This window comes from Streptomyces polyasparticus, from assembly GCF_014493765.1.
Taxonomy (GTDB): domain Bacteria; phylum Actinomycetota; class Actinomycetes; order Streptomycetales; family Streptomycetaceae; genus Streptomyces; species Streptomyces polyasparticus.
Window position 1 is genome coordinate 96,985 of record NZ_JACTVJ010000007.1, and the last position, 16,185, is coordinate 113,169.

Genomic DNA, 16,185 nt, shown 5'->3' on the forward strand with positions numbered 1-16,185 from the left:
ATGGCCCCGGGCTCGCTGCTCACCCGCCCCGGACAGGTCCAGTACGGCGAGCTGCTGCTCGGCGCCGGCACCCCGTACCGGTGGCGCACCCTCACCGGATGGGAAGACCTGCCCGGCCTCGACTCCGGCACGGTGCCGCGCTCGGATACGCACGGCGCGTTCCCGGGGCTGCTGCTCGCGCAGGCGCGGACGATCACCCTCGAGGGGCTGGTCGTCCGCGCCCCCCGCGACCGGATCGGCGCGGTTGTCGGCGCGCTCGGCGCGGCCCTGGTCCCCGTCGAGGACGAACGGCCCCTCGCCGTATGGCTCGACGAGCGCGGGCCGCTGCTCGTTCATGCGCGCGCCACCCGCCGCGCGATACCCGCCACGGCCGGCTACCGGCTCGGCACCATCACGGGCGGCGCAATCGAGTTCGTGGCCACCGACCCACGCCGATACGCCCCGGTCGAGCAGGTCACGACGGCCGGCCTGCCCGCCGCCGAACCGGGCCTGAACTGGCAGGCCAACACCGCGGCGCAGCTGCTCCCGCCCGGACAAGCCGCAGGCGCCGCCTCGGCGATCGACACCTTTTGGGTGGTCGAGGGCCTGACGCTGGGCACCGCCGCGGGACTGGTCACGGCCACGATCACCGCGGCTTCGGCGTCCATCGCCTGGGCATCGGCCCCCGGCGCCTATACCGGCTTCCCCATCGAGCCGGGCCAGACCGTGACGTTCCTGGCCGATGCCGCGCCGCTCGGCACCATCCTGTATCTGCACTGGCTCGACAACGCAGGCCAATACCTCTCGGCCACAACCGGCACCCGCGGACGCGTCAGCGGCACCGCCCCCGCGGGCGCCGCGCAGGCGCGCCCCATCATGCGGTGGCCGACCATCCCCTCACCCGCCACGGTGACGATCGGACCGTCGCGGCTGCTCATGCCCGCCCTCGCCGGCACCGGCCTTGCCTGGCCGCTGATGTTCGGCACCCCGGGCAGTAGCGGCAGCCTGACCACCGTCAACAGCGGTGACGCGGCTACGCATCCGGTGATCGAGTTCCGCGGACCCGTGGTGCGGCCGTCACTCACCAACACCGATACCGGCGACGTCCTCGAGTACGACCTGCCGCTCACTGCCGATGACGTCCTCGCCGTCGACGCGCACGCCGGCACGGTCACCCTCAACAGCACCGCGTCCCGGCTGTTCACCGCGACCACGCGCAGCGTGCCCGAGCAGACGTTCACCCTGCCCCCGGGCACGACGAACCTCGCCTTCCGCGCGGCGCCCGGCAGCACCGACCCGAACGCGTCCGTGACCGTGCGCTACCGCTCGGCCTACTGGTAAGGAGACCCCCGCCGTGACCGTGCGCGCCGCATGGCTGCTGCCCACCGGGCAGACCCGTGAAGACACCCGCCTCGCCCCCGTCGGCACCTACGCCGCCGAAACGTCGATGCGTACCCGCGACGGCGTGATCCCCGGCGGAAGTCCCTTCGCCGCAACGAGCGCGGGCGCAATGGATCTACAGATAGGGGTCGGGCGCGCGGTAGTTCAGGGAACCTACTCCCAGGGCGCCTACCCGGTCGCCAACGATGCCCCGCTCGTGCTGACCTTCGCGGACGGCGACGCCCAGTTCGCCCGCATCGACAGCGTCGTCATCCGCGTATTGGACCAACTCTTTGACACCGAGGGCCAGAACCTCGCCCGCATCGAGATCATCCAAGGGCCACGCTCAGCAACGCCGACCGCGCCCACCCTGCCGCCGGCCTGTCTGCGCCTGTGGGATGTGACCGTTCCCGCGGGCGCCTCGGCCGGCGTCGGCGGCATCAACTGGGGTAGCGCACTGGCCGACCGCCGCCGCTACACCACCGGCCCGGGCGGCATCATCCCCAAGGGCTACGACACCTTCAACGGTGCCTACGACGGCCAATACCGCGACACCGGGGCCGTGTTGGAACGGTGGAACGCGACCGCACAGGCCTGGCAGACCTACCGGCCGCCGCTCGCCGTCGAGGCCGCCACGTCCGGGTTTGCCGTCGCCGCCGGCTACGCGCTCACTCAGTACGTAGCGCGGCGCGGCAACGGCATGTGCTGGTTCGCCCTCGAGGTGACCCGCAAGGGCGCGCAACTCGACGTACCGGCCGCAGGCACCATCGCCGACGAAACGATCGGCACCGTGCCCGCCGGGTGGCGCCCGCCCGCCGACTGCGACCTCTCCGTATCCGACGGGTTCGGCGAGGGCACCGCCCGCCTCACCGCCGCCGGCGTACTGACCTTGCGAACCTGGTCCGGCAACGGCGCCTTGCGCAACGACCGGAACATCCGCATGTCACCGATGTACTTCCTTGCCTGAACAGGGGGTGACCGGTGGCCGCGTCCACCCCCTCGACCCCGTATCGGCTGCTGTTCTGTGACCTGCGCTCCGACCAGCTGCTCGACGCCCTGCCCGTACAGGGCGTCGCCCTCGACGACTACATCGGCAAGACCGGCCGCCTGACCGGCACCGTGCCCATCCCCAACCGCGCCCTAGCCGAGCGTGCCCGGCGTGCGATCCTGCCCGGCCGCACCGCGGTATGGGTCGAGCGCGGACGCGACATCTGGTGGGGCGGCATCGTCTGGACCCTCGACCTCGCATCCGACACCCGCGGCCGGCTCGGCGCCCAGATACAAGCCGGCGGATGGGAGTCCTACCTTTACAAAAGGCTGCTCTTCGATGGCCAAGTCGCCGAGCAGGTCGACCAGTTCGACCTCGTGCGCGGCCTGGTCGACTACGCGCAGAGTGCGACCGGCGGAGACATCGGCATCACGTACGAGCCGGTCGTCTCCGGCGTGCTGCGCGACCGCACGTATCTGCGCTACGACCTGACCAGCATCGGCGAACTGATCGACGACCTCGCCGCCGTCGAGAACGGGTTCGAGTGGCGCATCGCGTCCTTCCGCGACAGCCACGGGCGGCGCGTCAAGCGGCTCCAGCTCGGGCATCCGATCATCCGCGCGGGCGCCTCCGAGATTGTCCTCGACCACCCCGGCCCGGTCCTGTCCTACACATGGCCCGTGGATGCCACCCGCAAGGCGAACGCCTGGCAGTCCCGCGGCGCGTCCATCAACAGCAACCAAGCCGCCAGTAGTTACCCGCTCACCTCGCCCGTACTGATCGACGGGGACGACCTCGCCGCCGGCTGGCCCCGGCTGGACGGTTCGAGCGACTACTCGACCGTGGAGCGGCAATCCACCCTCGACGCGCATGCGCGCGCGGATGCCACCGCCGCGCGCGACCCGCTCGCGATCCCTCAGCTGACCGTCCTGCTCGACGGCACTCTGTCGCCCGCGCTGCTCGGCGCGACCATCCGCCTGCGCATCCGCGACCTGTGGCACCCCGACACCCTCGACGCCCGATACCGCGTCGTCGGCCTGTCCATCACCCCGCCCGAACGAGGCCGCCCCGAAACCGCCCAACTCTATTTGGAGGTTCCCTAGATGGCGTACGTGCCACAGGACGTACTCGACCGCATCGCCGCCCTCGAACGACAGGTACGGCAGCTCGCCGGACGCGCCAACATCCGCCCCGCCCTCAACCAGGTGTTGAACGGCGACGTAGTGATCGGCGAGGGCGGACAGCTCATGGTCCGCTCCGAGGCCGGGATACAGCACCTCACGGTGGGCGACCTGAACACCCACACCGGCGAAACCGAGTACGGGACCATCATCCGGCGCCGCGACGGCTCCACCGCGCTGAGCATTTACAACGGCCAAGACGCCGAACAGCCCCAGGTGTTGCGCATCCTCGACGCCCAGGGCCACGGCCTGTTGGTCGAGGACGTTACCGCCGGCGGGCTCTACAAGCCGTGGATTCCCTACCCGACGCCGATCAATGAGGACACCTCGACGTGGCCCAAGACGAGCGAGACGACGTGGACGACCGTTGCCCGCTCGAACGCGGTCTTTCAGCACCCGCGGATGAGCTACTTCCTGTCGGCCGCCGGCGGCGCGGTCGGGCAGAGCCGCATTCTCGTGGGCGGACAGGTCATGGTCACCAGCCCCGACAAGGCCCCCGCCATCGCGGGCATCGCCGAAGTGCCTGGCTACAGCTACGACATGAACGCCGCCATTGAGATTCAGCTCAGGGTCACCGCCGGCCCTGGCACCGTCTACATCCGACCGCGCTACCTCTACGGCGTCGGCTCCGCCTGACCGAGAAGGGAGGGCGGACCGTGCTGCCCGCAGGCATCCCCACCGTCACCGTGAAGGGACGATTCCTCACCCCCGACGGACGCCCGCTGACCGGCCAAATCGTGTGGCGTGCCCCCGCGTTGCTGACCTTCGGCGCACACGACGTGATCCTCGGCGGGCCGGTCACCGCGCCACTGGACACCAACGGCGTGTTCGAGGTCACCTTGCCGGCCACCGACGCCCCCGGCATGAATCCCTCCGGCTGGTCGTACACCGTCGCTGAGCAGTTCCCGGGCGTCGCCGCCAACCGCGTCTATCAAGTGCTGTTGCCCGCCGAGACCCCGCTCGTCGACCTCGCCGACCTCGCGCCGACCGACCCAACGACGCCCAACTACGTGGCCGTACGCGGCGCCAACGCCTACGAGGTCGCCGTCGCGGGCGGGTTCACCGGCACGCCTGCGCAGTGGCTCGCCTCCCTGGTCGGCCCCCGCGGCGCCCCTGGTGTGGTGACGAGCGTCAACGGCCAGTCCGCCCCAGCGATCACATTGACCGCGGGTGACGTCGGCGCCTTGCCCGCCTCTGGTGTCGTCTCCGGTGGAAATCTGCTGCTCGACTCGCCCACCGGCGACTACCGCGGCTTCTCGTTCACCACCGCCAGCAAGAACAGGTGGGTCTATCAGGTCGACAACACCGCCGAGACCGGCGCCGATGCCGGGTCCAACTTCGAGTTGGCGAACTGGTCGGACGCCGGCGGCTGGAAATCCGCCGTCCTGTACGGCCTCCGCGCAACCGGCGACCTCGGCATCGGCACCAAAGCACTGGTCAACGGCGCGAAACTCACCGTGTCCGGGGCGACCGCGTTCAAGAACACCACAGCCCCGACCGAGAACCCGGCCGGCGGCGCGGTCCTGTGGGCCCAGGGCGGGACGCTCAACGTCCGCCAGAGCAACGGCGCCACGTTCCCCCTGGTCAACGCTCTCCCCGCGACGGGGGGAGTGGTCACGGGGCAGCTCGCCGTGAACCAGCCGGCGGACGGCACCACCGACATCTTCCTCGTCCGCGACAAGACGAGTACATGGGTGGCCGCGGTCTCTGCCGATGGGCTGCTCATGGCCAACAAGGGCATCCAGACGCAGACGTTCCTCAGGTCCCTGAACGATGTCTACGCCCTGCGAAACATCGAGGTCGGCGGCTCCAACGCCGTGACCAACGGCCAACGAGTCGTTGCTTTCAACCCCGCGGCCACGGTGCCCACCACTGCGCCCGCGAACGGCGGCGTGCTCTACGCGGAAGCCGGCGCCCTCAAGTGGCGCGGCGCGAACGGCACCGTCACGACGATCGCCCCGGCCTAGCGCACCGCAAGACGAAACGATCCTTCCCCCCTGTTGGAGAGACCCCTATGGGCACACCCCTGACCGCCGACCAGCTTGTTTCCGCGCTCTGCGCCGAGGGCGTGAGCGTCACCGAACACCCTGGTTGGCGCACCCGCAACCGCAACCACAAGGGCCCGTGGGGGCCCGTGCACGGCGTCATGGTGCACCACACCGTGACCTCGGGCACCGCCTCGAGCGTCGCCCTGTGCCGCGACGGACACGCCACGCTGCCTGGCCCGCTGTGCCATGGCGTCATCGACAAGACCGGCCGCGTGCACCTGATCGGCCACGGCCGCGCCAACCACGCCGGCGCCGGCGACGACGACGTACTCGCCGCCGTCGTCGCCGAACGCTCACCCCTGCCCGGCGACAACGAGACCAGCACCGATGGCAACCGGCACTTCTACGGATTCGAGGCAATCAACCTCGGCGACAACGAGGACCCGTGGCCCGAGGCCCAGGTCGAGGCCATCGCCCGCGCCGCCGCCGGCATCTGCCGCACGCACGGATGGGGCGCCGAGTCCGTGATCGGCCACTCGGAATGGCAGCCCGGCAAGGTCGACCCGCGCGGCCCCATCGGCACCAAGAACGGCCCCGCGCTCACTATGAACAAGATTCGGGCCCGCGTCGCGCAGCTGCTCGACGACGACAAACCCACCACGCCGGCCCCCGCCAAGCCCAAGCCGAAGCCGTCCGGGAAGGTCGTCGACCTGTCCCGGCTGATCGCGACCGCCCGCCGAGACCCCGCCGCCTCAGGCGCCCCCGTCTCGTATGCGGGCGCGCGCATCGTCGAGGACGCCCTCGCCGCCGAGGGCCTGCTCGCCAAGAAGTACGCCGACGGCCATTTCGGCACCGCCACCGTCACCGCGTACGCGAAGTGGCAGCGCCGATGCGGCTACAGCGGCGGCGCTGCCGACGGCATCCCCGGCCGCGCCTCGCTCGACACCCTCGCCCGCCGCCACGGCTTCAAGGTCGCCGCCTGATCCCCCACCCTCTCGAAGGAGAACCCCCGCCATGTCCCCCGCCAACAAGCGCACCATCCGCACCCTGATTCAGGGCACCGCCGCATTCGCCGTCGCCCTGCCTGCGATCGTCGACGCGTCCGGCATCCCTGACACCCTGCCGTGGGTCGCCGGCTCGCTCGCCGTCGCCGGCGGCCTCGCGCGCGTTATGGCCTTGCCCGTCGTTGACCAGCTGCTCGCCCGCGTCGGCCTCGGCCTGGCAGACGGCGAGGGCGGTACGCAGTGACCCAACCGCCCCCGCCCGAGCAGTCCGTCGCCGTCGAGCTCGAGCGGCTACGCGGCACCATCGGCGAGGGATTCGCCCGCGTCGACGGCGCCCTCGCCCTGCTCGTCCAGCGCGGCGACCAGACCGACCGGCAACTCGCCGACCACGACCAGCGCCTCGACAACCTCGAACGCTCCCGCTGGCCGCTCCCCAGCATCGGCGTACTGACCGGCATCACGGGCGCGACCGCCGCAGTCGTCACTCTCGTGACCCGCTGAGGATTGGCGCACACACCGTTCTAAGAAGCGGCGCGATGTCGCCCACGGCCACGGAACGCTATGGGGCGCCTAGGACCGGTCATGGCGGCGGCCGCCGACAGGCGGCGGCCGCGTGCCCTGGTGACTTATCATCCCGCGCCGTCATCACCGAGCACCCCCCAAGAGCAGAACCCAGCGGCTGGGCAGCCAGGGTTGTGAACCTGCCCCCTCCAGGGGACGCACCGGGCCTTTTGGCCTCAGCGGGAGTCGAGGCGGGCCCGGCGTTCAACAGGGGCGCAGGCTCACTCTGCTGCGAGAACCGGCCTCAACCACCACACCCGAACGGCACGGGGAGGCCTCACTAACAGCATAGACCCGCACCAATACGACTGCCCCGAGCTCGCCCACACTGTTACACCCGGACAAAGAACCGCCCCCGTTTCGGCCTGGCGGCCGTGGCGGGGGCGGTTTTGTCGTTGGCGCGTCAGTCGCGCGAGGCACCATCAGGCCACAGCACAGTGACCGGAACGCCCATGCTCCGGGCGTAGTCGACCACGTCCGCCGTTCCGCCGTAGCCTCGGGCCGGTTGGCCGTCCCACACCGCGTACAGCCGGTCGACGAGCCCGACCAGGATCTCGCTGCCTGCCATGTGCGCATGCTCGGTTGACTCGACCATGCCCGTCTCGTGCACCTCGACCGCCGCGGCGAGCAGCCGGTCGTACGTGGCGTGATGCGTGGTGGGCAGGCTGTCGCGGTACTGCGCTGCGGGGATCACCACCTCGATGCGTCCGCCGAGGTCGAGGGCGGCCTCGGCAGCCCATGCGTCCGGGCCGTCCGCGATGCACGAGACGAGACAGAGCTCCGTCGGCTCTAGGTCGTCGAGTGCCTGGAGAAGAGCCCCCTTGACCAGCTTTTCCGTCTGCTCACCCAAACCGCGGTGTCCCGTGATGCCCACGCGCATAACGAACCTCCCTACAGGAACACTTCATACAGCCGGTCGTCGAACTCTCGCACCACGCGCGGCAGGGATCGAGGCGTCGCGTATGAGCGCCGGAGGGCGCGCGCCCGCTCTACGATGCGCCCCGATCGGAACCGCAGCCCGATTTCCAGTGCCCCTGTGGCCAAGGCGAACGCCCCGTCGATGCGCCCCGACGCGAGGTGGCCCGACGCCACGTCCAGGATCAACAGTGCCCGCTGTTTCTCGTGGCCGGACGACAAGACCGCCGTTGCGGAGTCCTGGGCACTGCTGATCCAGTCGGACCGGCCGAGCCTCGCCCCGCACGCGACCCGTGTCGCCGCGACCTTGGACTCATTGAAGGTGAACACCCACGGCCACGGTGTCGAGTCGTTCGTCACGCGATCAGCGAACCGTATGGCTGTCTTCAGGGAGTCGTCGGACGCTTCTGCATCACCCGCCGCCGCATGACACAGCGCCTCGACCGACGCCAACCAAGCGTCCGCAATCACAGGAGGTCGGTCCCCGAGCGCCTTTCGCGCCGACTGCGCCAAGGACAAGCCCTGTTGAGCGTTGCCGGCGTGCGCCTCGAACTGCGCCAGACTTCCCAACTGGTAGGCCGCCAACAGCGGTTGCCCCGAGCGTCGCGCCGATTTCACGGCCGCGCCGTACCAGGTACGGGCAGAGCCGTAGTCGCCCATGTCCCAGGACAACCACCCGGCCAGGCTCGCCACCTCGCTCCCGACAGCCGCGAGGCGGTTCCGCTGCGCATGATCCTGCACGCCCTTGGCGAGGCTCTGTGTCAACTCCAGATGTTCCAAGACGGGTTTGACCAGCTGCCGCGCGGGCGTGGTCCCGTCGAGCCGGCGATAGCCACCGGTCACCACGCGCAAGGTTGCGGCCGGTCCGCCATCGGCCGCAGCCGGTTCCGTCGTTGCCGCTTTGAACGCGGCCACGGCCGGGGCGGCGGCCACCGCTACCGCGCCGCCAAGGAAGTTACGCCGTTCCACTGATCCATCCGTATCCGCATTTGCAGCTAACGCCGCGGCATGGTCGGCGAGGCCGACCAGATGCGGAGGTAACTGCAAATGGGCTGCGGCCCGCGCCAGAGTCTTTGTGTCGTAGACGCCGTTGGCGCCCCGTTGTTCAAGTCGCGAGACGGCCGACTGGCTCACCCCGCATGCGTCGCCCAGCTCCTTTTGAGACAGGCCCGCGCCACGTCTGGCGAGATGGACGACCCGACCGTAATCACCCGCGCGAGAAGCATCCCGAATCGCGGCCGATGTCCAACTCATCCAGTTCCCCCGCTGCCGTTGGTACGCCTCACAGTTCCCCGGCGACGAACCGCTATGCAGCCCGCGCATACGTGTATGCGCGCCGCGGGTGACGCCTGGCCTTCCAAGGATGCCGGGCGGTTCAGTCAATGCACCACCAGTAGTCGAAGGGGAACGCACAATGACGAACCTCGCATCGACGGAGCGGTATACGCCCACACCGTCACCCCCGGCAAGGGGAGCGTGACAGGTGACCACTGCCGTGACCGCCGAGCAGCCGAAAGCATCCGCCAGCCTCACCTTGACCCGTGTTCTGCTCGCCACCGAGAAGACCGCGGGCGCCGCAAGACAGTTCGCCCGCGGCAACATCCCCAGCCACATCGCCCCCGACGTCGCAGACGATTTCGTCCTGATCGTCTCCGAGATCGTCACCAACGCCGCGCGCTACGGCACCGAGCCCGGCGACTCCTTACGCATCGTGCTCGCATTCCTGCCCGACCGTCTGCGGGTGGAAGTTCACGACACCCGCCGCCGGCCGCCCCGGTTCCGGCCTGAGTCCGCCGAACGCCAAAGAGGACGGGGCCTGTTCATCGTCGACAGCCTCGCAGCCGCGTGGGGAGTCGGTGACCGTCCCTTCGGCAAGGTCGTATGGGCCGAGGTGAAGGCATGACCGCGGCCGACCTTGACATCCCGCCCGGCCCAGGATTCGTCATCGGTGTGACAGCCGCGACGGGCGTACATCTCACCCAAGCCGGCGAGATGGCCCAACTGCTGATCACACACCCGGGCCCGCGCCGTGCAATCGAGACCGTCGAGGACATCGAGGACGGCATGCGGCGCCTGGCCACCGGGCTACGGCTCGGCCCCGGCCTCGTCGAGCCGCCCACGATCGGCCCGCGCCTGATGATCCGGCGCGGCCTCGCCGCGCTCGACTACGGCCACGACGGCTACGTGATGGCCATCCCCTCGCCACTCCACGGGTGGCTGCAACTGGTCACCTCGGGCGGGCCGTGCCGCATCTGCCTGGTCACCGCGCCGCTTGCCCTCACGGCCACGCAGACGGAGACCGACGCCCACATCCGCAGCAGCCTCGCGCGCGGCCAAGTCCTGTGGGGCACCACCCACGCACGCCGCCGCTGGTCTCTCTGATCCACACGACGGACGGGCCGCCCCGAGGTGTGTTGGACCCCGGGCCGACCCGCACCACGAGCCTAACGGGCTCCAGAACCCCGCCTCATGGGTTGCGTACAGGAAGGCCAACCCATGAGGCGGACAGCAAGTGCAGCCATCCACAAACACGGAGGACAGCACGTGACCACCGCTCAGAAGAACCCGAAGATTGACGCTCGCACCCTGCTCGACGAGCCCATGCGCGACATCCTCGTGTCGAACATGCTCGACAAGTTCCCCCAGCTCACAGAGGAGCAGGCACACCGCGGCGTCGGCCAGATGCTCGCATTCCTCGCGGCATGCAACCGTGCCGAGCGTCCGCTGAGCCCGTCCCCGCTCGTCGATGACTTCTGGCACGCCTTCCTGCTCCACACCAAGGCCTACCGCGACTTCTGCGAGGCGCAGTTCGGCCGGTTCCTCGACCACCAGCCCGGATACCTCGACGTCGACGAGCACGGCGGCGGAAAGGCACTACGCGCCCGCACCGTCGACGAGATCACTCTCGCTGGGTACGAGATCGACATGGAGTTCTGGCCCGAGCTGGACCTCGCCGAGTGCTCGCAGTGCCACGCGAATTGCTCGGACTCGCCCAACCATCCCCCGGCACGCTCCTGACACGCACGCCTGCGGCCCCCGGTCTGTGCCACGCTGTGGCCAGACCGGGGGCCGCCCCCTTCCCCTCGCCGACGCAGGAGCACACCGGGTGGACCGCATCGAATGGCACGACCTACCGGCATCGACTCGCGCCGCGGTCGAACGACACACCGGCCCCGTCGAGAGCACCGAAACCGCGCCGCACGGCGTCATGTCCCGGCTCGCCTGCTCAATCCAAACCCCACAGGTTCGGGCCTTCGTCAAAGGCACCCGAGCAGACGACCCACAGGCATGGGTCTACCGCCATGAAGCCAACGTCACCCGCAACGCCCCGCGCGCACCCCGCGTCCTGTGGGAGGTCGAGGCCGGCGAGTGGCTGCTCTACGGATACGAATACCTCGACGGTCGACACCCCGACCTCGTCCCTGGCTCGCCAGACATCGCCCCGTTGATTCGCACACTCACAGCCCTATCCGAGGCAGTGTGGCCCGAGGCCCTACGCAAGAAGCCGCTGCACAGCCGATACGCCGACTTCCTGCCCACCGAAGCACCCCCCGCACTACTCGGCCGAACCCTCGCGCACACGGACATGTCGCCGCTGAACATGCTGGTAACCCCTGCCGGCGAACTACGCCTACTCGATTGGGCCCTCGCCTGCCCTGCCCCCACATGGGCGGACTCCGCACTCACAATCCCGCGGCTCATCTCAGCCGGACACACACCGGATGGTGCCGAGGAAATCGCGCAACAAGTGCCCGCGTACCGCAGCGCGGACCGCGCGGCCGTAACCACGTTCGCGCGCACGCTCCACGCAGCATGGGAGGCGTGGGAACGGTCCCGCCCCATGCCCCACCGTGCCGCGCTCACCGATGCCGCCCGCCGGTGGGCCGAACACCGGGGCGACCGTCTGTCATTGCGGGGGTAGCGCTCCCCGGCTCCAGGGTTCGGCCCTCTTAGCCGTGGCCACTTAATGGGGAGCTAGTTGGTCGCGATTCTTACTGAGGGTGATGAGATTCGCTCCGATAGCGGATTGGAAATGCCCAGATTGCGCCAAATAGACACCGCGGCTCGGGGGCCAGATGAGCCGACCGGCCTCTAAATTGATCACTATGAGCGACGACACCACTCCGTTCCGTATCGCGGTCCCGCAAGTCGACCTCGATGACCTGCACGACCGCCTGGTCCGCACTCGGTCGCCGCATCCGGTTCCCGGGGCAGATGAAGACTGGAGTCACGGCATCCCGCCGGGCTACCTCGCGGAGCTGGCCGCCTACTGGGCGGACGGGTTCGACTGGCGGGCCCATGAGACGAGGCTGAACACCTTCGACCAGTTCGTGACCGAGATCGATGGGCAGACCCTCCACTTCCTGCATCTCCGTTCGCCCGAGCCGGACGCCATCCCGCTCCTGCTCAACCACTCCTACCCGACCTCGTTCGTGGAGTTCCTGCAGGCCAGCGGCCCGCTGACTGACCCGCGTGCCCACGGCGGCGACCCGGCTGATGCCTTCCACCTCGTCATCCCGTCCATGCCCGGCTTCTGCTTCTCCAGCCCCTTGTCGGCGCGCGGATGGAACCTGGAACGGACCGCCCTGGCCTACGGGGAGCTCATGACGCGCCTCGGCTACGAACGGTTCGGCGCGGAGGGCGGCGACCTGGGCGCCGGGGTGACAGGCCGACTGGCGATGTTGCTGCCCGATCGGCTGATCGGCGCTCACACCCACGGAGACCGGCTCCAGCTGGGCATGGCCGGCGAGGACCTCCCGGTGCCCGACGGCCTGAACGCCGAGGAACGCGCGGAGCTGGAGACAGCGCAACGGTCCTGGGCGCAGATGAAGGGCTACCGGGTCCTGCACTCCACCAACCCCAACGCCGTATCCGCCGGCCTGGCCGACTCGCCCATCCTGCAACTGGCCTGGATCGCTGAGAAATTCGTGCAGTGGGCCAACCCCGCCACACCGATCAGCCGCGAGGACGTCCTGATCACCGCCAGCCTCTACTGGTTCACTCGCACCGGCCCCGCAGCAGCCGACTTCTACTGGGAACTGGCCCACGCCCCCAACAGCGGCTGGGGCGAACCCAACGGCGTCCCCATGGGCACCTCGCTCTTTTACAGCAATCCACTCGTCCGCAAAGTCCTCCACCCCAACGACGACGGCCCATTCCTCAGCGAACACACCGAAGGCGGACACTTCCCAGCCTTCGAAGTCCCCGACCTATTCGTCGCCGACGTCCGCGACTTTTTCCGTCCACTCCGCCATTGACCCCACGGCGGCGAAGGGTCGGGAACACAAAGCAGAGCGGCCCGCCGATGTCGAGGACATCGGCGGGCCGCATCGCGCACCCTTTGACCTGCTCCTTTAGCTCCTCACGTAAGAGGAAGTGTTTTACACACGGTGTCGCACATCAGCGTGGCCACCCGCTCGTCCCCGCGCACCCCGAGGTCGTCGTGGAGGGCGTGGGCGAGCTGAGCGGTGCGCGCACCGATCTCGGCGAAGGAACGGCGGTGCGGCTCGGCCTCGCCGGTCCAGGTCGTGACCTGGGACGTGCCGTGGATGGTCGACCCGTGCAAGAGCAGGCGGGTCACGGTCAGCGGTACGTCCTGCATCGTGCTCAGCACGGCGTCCTCCCGGTGGGCGCTACGGAGCAGTAGGGATGCGCCGATTCTCACCGCATACCCGCTGGTATGTCACTAGTCAGCGGGATGATCGATCAAGCCGTGAGAGGTGGAGACGGGTCTTGATCAGCGTGCGAGGAGGCCGGATCGGCGTACGGGAGAAGGACGGATCACCGTACGGGCGTCAGTTCCGGGTCCTCGCGGAGCTTGCCGAGGGCGCGCGAGACGGCGCTCTTGACCGTGCCGATCGAGACGCCGAGCACCTCGGCGGTCTGGGCCTCGCTGAGGTCCTCGTAGTACCTGAGGACGACCATGGAGCGCTGCCGGTCGGGCAGCTTCATGATCGCGCGCCACATCGCGTCCTTGAGCGCCTGCTGCTCGGCGGGGTCCGACACCGGCATCGGGTCGGGTTCGGGCAGCTCGTCGCAGGCGAACTCGTCGACCTTGCGCTTACGCCACTGCGAGGTGCGGGTGTTGAGCAGGGCGCGGCGGACATAGCCGTCGAGGGCGCGATGGTCCTCGATGCGCTCCCAGGCGACATACGTCTTGGTGAGCGCGGTCTGCAGCAGATCCTCGGCGTCCGAAGGGTTCGACGTCAGGGAACGCGCGGTCCGCAGCAGGACCGGCTGGCGGGCCTGCACATACGAGGCGAAGCTCGGGTACGCGTGTGCGGCCGTCGCGGCGGTGGCCTTCGCGGCCGACGAACGCGCGGAACCCCTCGTCGACTGCACGGTCTTGAGGGCCTCCACGGCTCCCAGTCCGGCGGGCTTCGATGCGCTGGAGCACACGGGAGTGGTCATGGCTCCACGCTAGAAGCGGCCCCTACCCACGCGGATCGGCCGCAGGGCCTGAAGCCTTGTCCGCCTCAGGTTGTAGGACGGGGGCTACCTCCACCTCCTGAGGGTGGAGGAGGCGATGAGTGTCCCCTCGGGGGTGTACCTGAGACAGAGGTACGGCGCCGGGGCCGGCCGGACAGCCTCCGACGGCCCTGCACGGATCAGAGGGCGGGGCCTGACCCCGGCCGGATCAAAGGGCGGGACGTGAACCCGGCCGGATCAGAGGGCGGGACTTGGTCCCGGCCGGATCAGCGGAGCCGGGCCACCGGGGCGTTCACCAGGTTGCGGTCGATCTCCAGGGTGCGGCCTCCGTGCCTCTCCTTCTTCGGGCCACGGTACTGGTGGATGCTCGCGCGCCAGGCGTGCGCGGGGATGCCGGGGATCGGCAGCGTGCGCGGCTTGCCGTTCCACCGTGCGTACCAGAGAACGCTGGGCAGATCCGCGTAGCCGGCCCTGCGGGCCCGCTCCATGTGCCAGATGCCGGAGCCGAGGCTGGAGTAGAAACCGGGCACGAAGCCGTGCGCGCGAACCTCGCGGTTCCAGGCGCGCACGAAGCTCAGCGTCGGCTTGCGGCACTGCCACTTCGTCATCGTGTACGCCTCCATGTCGAGGTAGAGCGCGCTGCGCTGCTTCATCCCGAGCGCCCGCGCGCGGCGGACCGCGTCGCGGCCCTCCCTGCGGCCCTGGCCCCAGGCGTCGCGGCCGATCCGCACCTTCTTCTTGTGCGGTACGAGGACGCAGGGCGACTGCGAGCCGACGTACACCGGCAGCACGTTCCAGCCCATCCGGTCGACCTGGCGCATCCAGTGCCGTGTCAGGTTCGGCTGCTTGCGGCAGAAGCGGCCGCGGCCGCCGAAGTACACGGCGACCCCGCGGAAGTTCGACTGCCGCCAGGCGGCCATGGTGCGCAGATCCGGCGTGAGGCAGGTGTCGAAGGCCCAGCCGCGGAACATCCTGGTCCCGGCCAGGCCGGCCCCGGCGCGCTGCGCCGTCGGCGACTGCCCGTCGCCGGGTGCCGCCGCGGACGGTGCCGAGAGCAGGCCGGTGAGGGCCACCAGGACCAGTAGTCCAATGATCAGCTTGCTAGGGCGCATGCGACGAGTGAACGGTCACGGCCCCGCCTGGCCCCGGGGACACGCCCAGACAGCCCTCAGGTTCAGCCGTCCTGTGCAGCAGCGATCTGCATGGACATGGCGAGGATCACATGTGCGCCATCCTCCGGACGCCGCTCGAACGCGCTTACTACGCTCGGCCGGGCTGGGTTCCGCCCGTCACCGAGAGAAGGACTCCATGGCCACATCGCTCTCCCGTTTCGCCGTCGCCGGTCTTGCCATCGCCTCCGTGCTCGTCGCCACCGCCGGACCGGCGCAGGCCGTGTCCAACAAGACCATCAAGATCCCGGGCGGCCGCGGCTGGATGACCTTCTACGACGACGGCGACACGTTCCAGGTCTGCGACACCCTGGCGGACGGTCACGGCGTGTCCGGCCGGCTGATCGACAACAACTACGACGAGAAGCTTTACCTCACCGACGGCGGTGACGCCGGGTGCAGCGCGAAGCAGGGATACAACATCGGCCAGCTCGGCTCGTACCAGATGCAGTTGTCGTGGAACGGCGACGGCTACGACGTGAAGTCCGAGTGGTTCAACGAGTAGTCGTTCCGCAGGACCGAATGGCCGTTCCGTAGCGCCGAGTAGCCGTTCGCGGGTACGTGCGCCGACCGGCGACAGCAGGACGAGCA

At 69.5% G+C, this 16,185-nt stretch carries 18 protein-coding genes and 1 pseudogene; 14 read left to right on the top strand and 5 right to left on the bottom strand.

Annotated features, from left to right (window positions below; translation table 11 throughout):
- The 8 genes from H9Y04_RS16070 to H9Y04_RS16105 are packed head-to-tail and all read left to right on the top strand — an operon-like array spanning window position 1 to window position 7,021.
- Window positions 1-1,320 (top strand): phage distal tail protein, encoded by a 1,320-nt coding sequence (locus H9Y04_RS16070; RefSeq protein WP_187814565.1) that lies wholly within the window; start codon window positions 1-3, stop codon window positions 1,318-1,320.
- Window positions 1,321-1,333: 13 nt separating this feature from the next.
- Window positions 1,334-2,326 (top strand): hypothetical protein, encoded by a 993-nt coding sequence (locus tag H9Y04_RS16075; protein WP_187814566.1) that lies wholly within the window; start codon window positions 1,334-1,336, stop codon window positions 2,324-2,326.
- Window positions 2,327-2,340: 14 nt separating this feature from the next.
- Window positions 2,341-3,450, top strand: a complete 1,110-nt coding sequence (locus H9Y04_RS16080; protein WP_187814567.1) for a hypothetical protein — start codon at window positions 2,341-2,343, stop codon at window positions 3,448-3,450.
- Complete coding sequence (locus H9Y04_RS16085) at window positions 3,451-4,164, top strand: hypothetical protein (protein WP_187814568.1); 714 nt, start codon at window positions 3,451-3,453, stop codon at window positions 4,162-4,164.
- 20 nt (window positions 4,165-4,184) lie between these two features.
- Window positions 4,185-5,495: a hypothetical protein gene (locus H9Y04_RS46740; RefSeq protein WP_308800995.1), complete on the top strand. Its 1,311-nt coding sequence runs from the start codon at window positions 4,185-4,187 to the stop codon at window positions 5,493-5,495.
- 47 nt (window positions 5,496-5,542) lie between these two features.
- Window positions 5,543-6,499 (top strand): N-acetylmuramoyl-L-alanine amidase, encoded by a 957-nt coding sequence (locus H9Y04_RS16095; protein ID WP_187814569.1) that lies wholly within the window; start codon window positions 5,543-5,545, stop codon window positions 6,497-6,499.
- A gap of 31 nt (window positions 6,500-6,530) precedes the next feature.
- Window positions 6,531-6,764: a hypothetical protein gene (locus H9Y04_RS16100; RefSeq protein WP_187814570.1), complete on the top strand. Its 234-nt coding sequence runs from the start codon at window positions 6,531-6,533 to the stop codon at window positions 6,762-6,764.
- Window positions 6,761-7,021, top strand: coding sequence for a hypothetical protein (locus tag H9Y04_RS16105; protein WP_187814571.1), 261 nt, complete (start codon window positions 6,761-6,763; stop codon window positions 7,019-7,021). The genes H9Y04_RS16100 and H9Y04_RS16105 overlap by 4 nt, the downstream gene beginning before the upstream one ends.
- A gap of 463 nt (window positions 7,022-7,484) precedes the next feature.
- Here the strand turns inward: H9Y04_RS16105 and H9Y04_RS16110 are convergent, their stop codons facing one another.
- The gene (locus H9Y04_RS16110; protein WP_187814572.1) at window positions 7,485-7,961 is read right to left on the bottom strand and encodes a hypothetical protein; all 477 of its coding nucleotides are present in this window, start codon (window positions 7,959-7,961) and stop codon (window positions 7,485-7,487) included.
- An 11-nt stretch (window positions 7,962-7,972) separates the two neighbouring features.
- Window positions 7,973-9,250, bottom strand: coding sequence for a helix-turn-helix domain-containing protein (locus H9Y04_RS16115; RefSeq protein ID WP_187814573.1), 1,278 nt, complete (start codon window positions 9,248-9,250; stop codon window positions 7,973-7,975).
- 241 nt (window positions 9,251-9,491) lie between these two features.
- Here H9Y04_RS16115 and H9Y04_RS16120 point away from each other — a divergent pair, with 241 nt between their 5' ends.
- From H9Y04_RS16120 to H9Y04_RS16140, 5 genes are all read left to right on the top strand, one after another.
- Window positions 9,492-9,899, top strand: a complete 408-nt coding sequence (locus H9Y04_RS16120; protein WP_308800996.1) for an ATP-binding protein — start codon at window positions 9,492-9,494, stop codon at window positions 9,897-9,899.
- On the top strand, window positions 9,896-10,378 hold the full coding sequence (locus H9Y04_RS16125) for a hypothetical protein (RefSeq protein WP_187814575.1): 483 nt from the start codon (window positions 9,896-9,898) through the stop codon (window positions 10,376-10,378). Before H9Y04_RS16120 ends, H9Y04_RS16125 begins: the two co-directional genes overlap by 4 nt.
- A gap of 162 nt (window positions 10,379-10,540) precedes the next feature.
- Entirely contained in the window at window positions 10,541-11,014 is a 474-nt protein-coding gene (locus H9Y04_RS16130) for a glycine-rich domain-containing protein (protein ID WP_187814576.1), read from the top strand.
- Between the two features lie 88 nt (window positions 11,015-11,102).
- Window positions 11,103-11,918 (top strand): hypothetical protein, encoded by an 816-nt coding sequence (locus tag H9Y04_RS16135; RefSeq protein WP_187814577.1) that lies wholly within the window; start codon window positions 11,103-11,105, stop codon window positions 11,916-11,918.
- Between the two features lie 184 nt (window positions 11,919-12,102).
- Entirely contained in the window at window positions 12,103-13,254 is a 1,152-nt protein-coding gene (locus H9Y04_RS16140) for an epoxide hydrolase family protein (RefSeq protein WP_187814578.1), read from the top strand.
- Window positions 13,255-13,394: 140 nt separating this feature from the next.
- Here H9Y04_RS16140 and H9Y04_RS16145 read toward each other — a convergent pair.
- From H9Y04_RS16145 to H9Y04_RS16155, 3 genes and pseudogenes are all read right to left on the bottom strand, one after another.
- Window positions 13,395-13,610 (bottom strand): annotated as a pseudogene (locus H9Y04_RS16145) (fatty acid--CoA ligase); the annotation flags it as partial.
- Between the two features lie 167 nt (window positions 13,611-13,777).
- A complete protein-coding gene (locus H9Y04_RS16150) occupies window positions 13,778-14,407 on the bottom strand; it encodes a SigE family RNA polymerase sigma factor (RefSeq protein WP_187814579.1) in 630 nt (209 codons plus the stop codon).
- 284 nt (window positions 14,408-14,691) lie between these two features.
- On the bottom strand, window positions 14,692-15,537 hold the full coding sequence (locus H9Y04_RS16155; protein WP_187814580.1) for a DUF1906 domain-containing protein: 846 nt from the start codon (window positions 15,535-15,537) through the stop codon (window positions 14,692-14,694).
- A gap of 196 nt (window positions 15,538-15,733) precedes the next feature.
- Between H9Y04_RS16155 and H9Y04_RS16160 the strand changes: the two genes are divergently transcribed.
- The gene (locus tag H9Y04_RS16160; protein WP_187814581.1) at window positions 15,734-16,099 is read left to right on the top strand and encodes a hypothetical protein; all 366 of its coding nucleotides are present in this window, start codon (window positions 15,734-15,736) and stop codon (window positions 16,097-16,099) included.
- The last annotated feature ends 86 nt before the right edge of the window (window positions 16,100-16,185 follow it).